Genomic DNA, 6,323 nt, shown 5'->3' with positions numbered 1-6,323 from the left:
ATAAAATAGTAAAAAATGAACATGGAATATATTTTCATCATTTAAAAAAAGTATTCTAAATTTATTATTTATAATTAAATATTATCTGAAAAAATGGTATTTTTGTATCTTTATCTGTAATGCATAATTTTACTTAGAACATAAACTTTATATAAATCAATTAAAAATATGCCTATTAAGATAAGTAAAAAAAGAGCTGTCACGGAACAAATTTAATTTGCTCATGCAACAGCTCCTTTTAGTTTCCAAAATGCTCGCTTCTTCATTTTTTAAAATAATTTATTTAAAACTAATCATCAAAAATTTACCTGTAAATATACCAAAAAATTGAAAGTTAAAGTTTTTATAAGACTTTTTATTTTTTATATCTATAAAGATTTTATATTTTATGCCTTTATCTCAAATTAATAAATTCTCCAATATTCGTCGTTCAACCTATGTACATAATTAATTTCAATGTTTTCAAATCGCCTAAAATAATAAAATATAAAATAAATAAAATATTTTTAAAATAGAATAGTAAAAGAGAAAACACAAATATTTTTTTATTCTGTACTGTTTATATAAAAAATAAAAATATCTTTATTTTAAAAATCATTAATTTACATAAATGATGTTTATATGTTTATTACTTATAAAAATAAGTTAAACAAAAAAATATTTAAGTAAAGTAATTTAAAAGGCTGTTTTAAAGAGCTTTAAAAGACTTGTAACGTTTTTAAATAATAAACCAATAAATTTTTTATTTATAATAAAAACAAAATCTCTTAAAATTCCAACAAAAGGATTTATTTTAATCTTTTTATAAGATCTTTTTTTAACTTACTAATTTATTTTACTGATAAATTTATATCTAAATCAACAATTTCATCATAACTTTTGTGGAAATTATAAGTTTTATTGATTATCCTAGTCATTTAATAAATTACTTTTTTGTAAAATTTTAATATTAGATTATAATTTTATGCTAAGAATTATAAATTTTGAGAAGTTAATTTACAGTGTATTACATAAGTTTATCAAATATAAAATTATCATCTTAAACTTTGATAATTTTTTAGTTATATTTTCTATTTACTTTGTTATTTTATTATTTATTTTGATACTAAAAAAGAATAATTTTGATTTATCAAAATTATTCTTTTACTGGAAGTTTATGAAGTACTACATTTTACTATCTTTTATATTTCTTTTTAAAATAAAGGAAATAACGTATAAAACTAATAATATAGTTGCTGACACTCCCAATGTTATATATAACCATGTTGGAACATATCTATCAACAGTTTGAATACCTGTAGTTGCTGTAATAAATAAAAACACACCAAATATGCTTAGAAATATGCTTCTTAATTTTACTATTTTTCTTAAAAAATTTTTCTTATTTTCCATGTTATTCATATCCATCCCACCCTTTTAAATAATAGCAACAACTTCCAGATATATATAATAATATCAGATTTAATCTATAAATTATAGTATTTAATATTTTATTTAAAGCCTAGCTACTGTTTTGTTTTTTTTTATCTTATATATGAAATTTAAAAATTAAAATATTAAATTCTGTTAAAAATTCACATAAATAAAAAAGATTTAACATTTAAATAAAAATTAAAATATAGTAAAATAGAATAATTAAATTTAAATTGTTGTTGAAATTTTTTTGATTTCATGCTACCATCGTAGTATAAATAATGATTAGAAACGTTTCGAGTTAATTACTATTTATTTTAAACTATGTCTTAAATAAAATATATGTTTATTGTTATATAATAAGCAATAAATTGCTTGATAATATATTTTTATGTGAAAAAAACATCAAAAAAAATACTTTTAAGAATTTAATTTCAGGTGAAGTAATGGAGAAATCATCAATTAAAATATTAATTGGTTTATTTATTATAGGAGTAATTATTATTTTAATCTTCCTTAATAGAACTAAAACTAAAAATTATCTTTATCAAATTTTTAATGTTATAATAAATAGTACTAAATTAATCTTTAATTATAGCTGGATATATATTTTTTTATGCATTATTTTTTCAGTATTTCAAGGTTTTTTTCCAATAATATCTTTGTTAATAATGCAAAAAATGATAAATGCAATTCAGATGAAAAATATAGGGCAAGATATCTTTTTAAAATTAATTTTTATCTATATAGTCTTAGAGATGATTGATTTAATGGCTGTAGAAATTTATAATTTATACTCTACGACATTTATGAAAAGGTTTACCAGACATATAGAGATTTTAATGTTAGAAAAAGCTAATAGATTAACTACGAAGGATTTTGAAAATAAGGAAATTTATGATTTAATCAATAGAGCTCAATCTCAAAATGGAGCTACAGTTATTGATTACTTTAACTCCTGGATTTTAGTTTTTCAACAGGCAATCACAATATTTTCCTCGATTATTATAATTATATCTTATCAATATTGGATTGTAATATTAATCATAATAGCCCCAGTTATACAATTTTATTACTCTCAAAAATTAGGGCATGAGCAGTATGAAATAAGTATGAAAAGAACTTCTGAAGAAAGAAAATGTTGGTATATTAATTTTTTAATGCTATTAGGAAATTCAATCAAAGAAACAATTTTATATGGATTAGGAAATTTATTTATAAATCAGTATGGAAAATTAAAAGAAAAATTCATTCTTCAAGATTATAAAATAATGAAAAAAACATTTGATATGAATTTTATAATTATAATTATTGGTCAATTATTTACAGGAGTTATATATTTTCATATACTTCTTAATGGGTTTTGGCAGAAAATATATATGGGAGATGTAACTACTTACATAACCTGTATAACAACAATAAAAAATGGTATAGAAGTGATATTATCAATGATGAGTACAATATATAGTAAATCTCTATATATGGAACTATTATTTAGATTTTTTGATATTCCTGAGAAGACGGAACTTAATAAAACAAAACTTAAAATAGATAATATAGAAAAAATAGAGCTAAAACATTTATATTATAAATTTACTGAAGATTCAGGTTATGTTCTAAAGGATATTAATCTAGAATTAAAAAAGAATAGTCCTATTGCACTTGTTGGTAGAAACGGTTCTGGTAAATCAACTTTAATCAAAATTATACTAGGAATTTATGATGATTATGAAGGAGATATCTTAATAAATGGAATTAACCTACATAATATCGAAAAAGAAAATTACTACAATAAAATAAGTTGTGTTTTTCAAGACTATACCAAATATGAAGCTAGTATAAAAGAAAATGTAGGATATGGAAACCTAGATCAGATAAATAATGAGGATTTGATAAAAGAGTCATTGATAAAATCTGGACTAGATATTAATCAATTGGGGAGTAATAAATTAAATACCATTTTAGGATATTGGTTTGGAGAAAAGCAACTTTCAGAAGGCCAATGGCAGAAAATAGCAATATCAAGAGCTATGATGAAAGATGCTGATTTTTACATTTTAGATGAACCAGATGCCGCTTTAGATGGAATAGCTGAAAATGATATGCTTTTAACTTATAAAAAAATGTTTGAAAATAAATTTGGTATATTCGTATCTCATAAAACACATCATTTAAATTTGTTATGTGAAAATATAATAGTTTTAAATAATGGACAAATTGCAGAATGTGGAAATCATGAGGAATTAATCGAAAAAGAAGGAATTTATCATCAGTTATATTCAAGTCAAATTATAAGTAAACTAGAAACAAATTAATAATTACTTTGAAAAGGAGTTAAGAATTATGGAACAAAAACCTTTTATTCATTTATTTCAAACATCAACTGGGTTCTATTTTTATGATGTGAATACTGATTCTATATTAAATATAGATGAAAATGTCTATGATTATCTAAAGAAAGAACAACTTGGAGAGTCAAGTAGTAATACATTAGAATATGTAGAATTTTTAAGAAAGCAAGGATACTTAAAATCAAATAAAGTGAAAATAACAGAACATCCAGAAACTGAAGTATTAAAGTATCATTGTGAAAATAGGGTAGAAGGAATAATATTACAAGTAACTCAAAATTGTAACTTACATTGTGATTATTGTACTTATTCTGGAGGATATATAAATAGAATACATACAAACAAAAGAATGTCTAAAGAGACTGCTAAAAGAGGAATTGATTATTTAATAAGCCATTCAAGAGATTGTCAATATGTGAGTATAGGTTTTTATGGCGGAGAGCCATTACTAGAATTTGATTTAATTAAATGGTGCATTGAATATTCAAAAGCGAATATAGAAGGTAAAAATTTGAAATACAATTTAACAACTAATGCAACTCTTATAACAGAAGAAATTATAGAGTTATTTGAAGAAAATAATGTTAGTATTATGATTAGTCTAGATGGTCCTGCTGAAATACATGATAAAAATAGAAAGTTTGCAAATAATAATGTAGGATCTTTTAGTTCTATAATGAAAAAACTAGATATGATATCTACTAAGTATCCAAATTATTTTAAAAATAATGTACATTTTAATTCTGTATTAGCAACTGATAACTTCTCTTGCGTTAATAAATTCTTTACTAAAGAAGAATTATTTCAAAATTCATTATTTTTATCTTCAATTGTTAGTGAAGTAAATGCTAAAGTTAAAACTGAGAAATCACAAAGTTTTTATGAAGAAAGTCAGTATGCTTTATTCATAGGATATTTAACTTTACTTGGTAGAATAAAAAAAGAGGATAGTTCTAAATTATTACAAACTCAAATCTCTACTATTGGAGATACGCGAAATGGTAAACAGGGCAAACAACGTTTAGTAATGCCAGAAAAATGGCATCATGGGGGTCCATGTGTACCAGGAGTTATGAGATTATTCATAAATGCTGATGGTTATTTTTATCCATGTGAAAAAGCATCGGAAGCATCAGATAGTATGAATATAGGAAATTTAGATCAAGGATATGACCTTAAAAAAGTAGAAAAATTATTGAATATTGAAAGAATAAATGGTGATAAATGTCATAGTTGTTGGGCTTATGAAAACTGCAGAATTTGTGCTGTTTCTTTAAGTGTTGATTCAACACAAGAAGATATAGCAAAGGAGTGTGAATATATTAGAAGTAGTATAGAAAGTGATTTCCAAGATTATTGCGTATTAAAGGAATTGGGATTTGATTTTGAAACAAAAGAACTTATAGAAAATACCATTTAATTTAAGATAGCATCTTAAATTATTACATTATGAAACTAATTAGAATCTATTGGAGGATTAAAATGAAAAAAGTATTAATTTATCCATTCACAGAGGAAATGGCTCCATTTGTTAAACAAGAGAATTTACTAAAAGATATAGATATAACATCAATTGTAAGTTTAAAGGGGAATGGAGTCTTAGGAGATAAATATAAATTTAATGGTAAGTCTTTAGAAGTTTCTGAAAATTTTGATAAGGAATTAGAAAAATGTACATATATCTTACTTAATAATTTTTATAGTGATGAAAGCGAAAATATTATTTTAGAAAATATAAAAAAAGCTGTAAATCATGGTAAAAAAATAATCTTTTTTAGTAATTCAAATAGTAATATTGATAATTTAAAAATGATTATACCTAAAGAACAACAGTTTGAAATTAATAGTTCAAAAAATATGGTAAAAGATTTTCAAGGAAGAATATACAATATTGATACACCTGTTATTTTTGTATGTAGCATATTTGAAGGCTTAGAAAAATTTGATATTCAATTAGCATTAAGAAATAAATTACTAATTGATGGATATAAGGTTCTTCAAATTGGAACACGTCAAGTTTGCGAATTATTTGATTTCTACTCATTCCCTGAGTTTATGTACTCAAATAATATAGAAGAACAAGACAAGGTACTAATGTTTAATAATACTCTAAAAAAATTAGAATTAGAAAAAAAACCTGACCTTATAATTATCGGAATTCCAGGTGGTATACTTCCATTTTCTTCGAAAGCATTTGGTGATTTTGGAATTACAATGTACAAAGTACTTCAAGCAGTAACTCCAGATTGTACAATACTATCTATTCCATATGGTAAATATAGTGATGAAGAAATTTCTTATTTTGGTAAAATTACAAAAAGTAAGTTTAATATAGAGGTAGATTATTACAATATTGCTGCGAAATCAATATTATCTCACCCAACAGAGACTATGGGAAAGCCATTTTATTTAACATTAGGAAAATCATTAGTTGAGAAAAAAATAGCCACATTACAGAATAAAAATGTATTTTGTTTATCTAACAAATCTGAAATAGACAGATTAATAGAATTAATGATCAAAGAATTTATAAAATATGGTACTGTAGCATCTATATAA

At 22.8% G+C, this 6,323-nt stretch carries 4 protein-coding genes; 3 read left to right on the top strand and 1 reads right to left on the bottom strand.

Annotated elements, in window-relative coordinates; all coding sequences use genetic code 11:
• Positions 1-1,164: 1,164 nt before the first annotated feature.
• On the bottom strand, positions 1,165-1,401 hold the full coding sequence (locus KGF39_RS13620; protein WP_227822716.1) for a hypothetical protein: 237 nt from the start codon (positions 1,399-1,401) through the stop codon (positions 1,165-1,167).
• Between the two features lie 683 nt (positions 1,402-2,084).
• Between KGF39_RS13620 and KGF39_RS13615 the strand changes: the two genes are divergently transcribed.
• The 3 genes from KGF39_RS13615 (at position 2,085) to KGF39_RS13605 (ending at position 6,323) form a co-directional block, all read left to right on the top strand.
• Positions 2,085-3,728 (top strand): ABC transporter ATP-binding protein, encoded by a 1,644-nt coding sequence (locus KGF39_RS13615; protein ID WP_227822715.1) that lies wholly within the window; start codon positions 2,085-2,087, stop codon positions 3,726-3,728.
• A gap of 28 nt (positions 3,729-3,756) precedes the next feature.
• On the top strand, positions 3,757-5,184 hold the full coding sequence (ccpM, locus tag KGF39_RS13610; RefSeq protein WP_227822714.1) for a Cys-rich peptide radical SAM maturase CcpM: 1,428 nt from the start codon (positions 3,757-3,759) through the stop codon (positions 5,182-5,184).
• A gap of 62 nt (positions 5,185-5,246) precedes the next feature.
• Positions 5,247-6,323, top strand: a complete 1,077-nt coding sequence (locus KGF39_RS13605) for a TIGR04066 family peptide maturation system protein (protein WP_227822713.1) — start codon at positions 5,247-5,249, stop codon at positions 6,321-6,323.

The sequence above is a fragment of the Clostridioides sp. ZZV14-6345 genome, assembly GCF_020657775.1.
GTDB lineage: Bacteria > Bacillota > Clostridia > Peptostreptococcales > Peptostreptococcaceae > Clostridioides > Clostridioides difficile_D.
Note: the sequence above shows the minus strand (reverse complement) of the source record. Positions and strands in the feature narration are given on the sequence as shown.